1 protein-coding gene is annotated in these 384 nt (G+C 56.8%); it reads right to left on the reverse strand.

Annotated elements, in window-relative coordinates:
* Nucleotides 1-384: hypothetical protein (locus tag MRBLMA1_RS16735; RefSeq protein ID WP_363738262.1), on the reverse strand; the 384-nt coding region annotated here is incomplete at both ends.

Genomic DNA, 384 nt, shown 5'->3' on the forward strand with positions numbered 1-384 from the left:
TCCGCTTCGCGTTCGCCTTCTCAACGCCAACCTCTTCCATGATCGAGCCGCGCCAGCTTGATACCACCGGGCGCCAATTTTCGGGGCTGATCCAGGGATTATGCTTCTGATGCTGCTTGGCGGCCGAACCGATGTCCCACATGATCGGTTCGCGATCGCGCATGATCAGCGCACAGCGAAAATATTTGTCGCGCGCCCAATTGCCGATATGCGCCGCTGTCGTATAGCGGATATTGTTCATGTCGAACAACAGCACCGCGCCCATGTTCGACGTCTTCAGCTGGTCCTGAACGCGCTTGAACCGATATTTGCGAAGCCGGTCGAAATCGACCCGATTCTCCCAATCCACGGCCATGATCGCATTTTGCGAAGCACCCCGCTTGA

It is taken from the genome of Sphingobium sp. LMA1-1-1.1, from assembly GCF_040676365.1.
GTDB lineage: Bacteria > Pseudomonadota > Alphaproteobacteria > Sphingomonadales > Sphingomonadaceae > Sphingobium.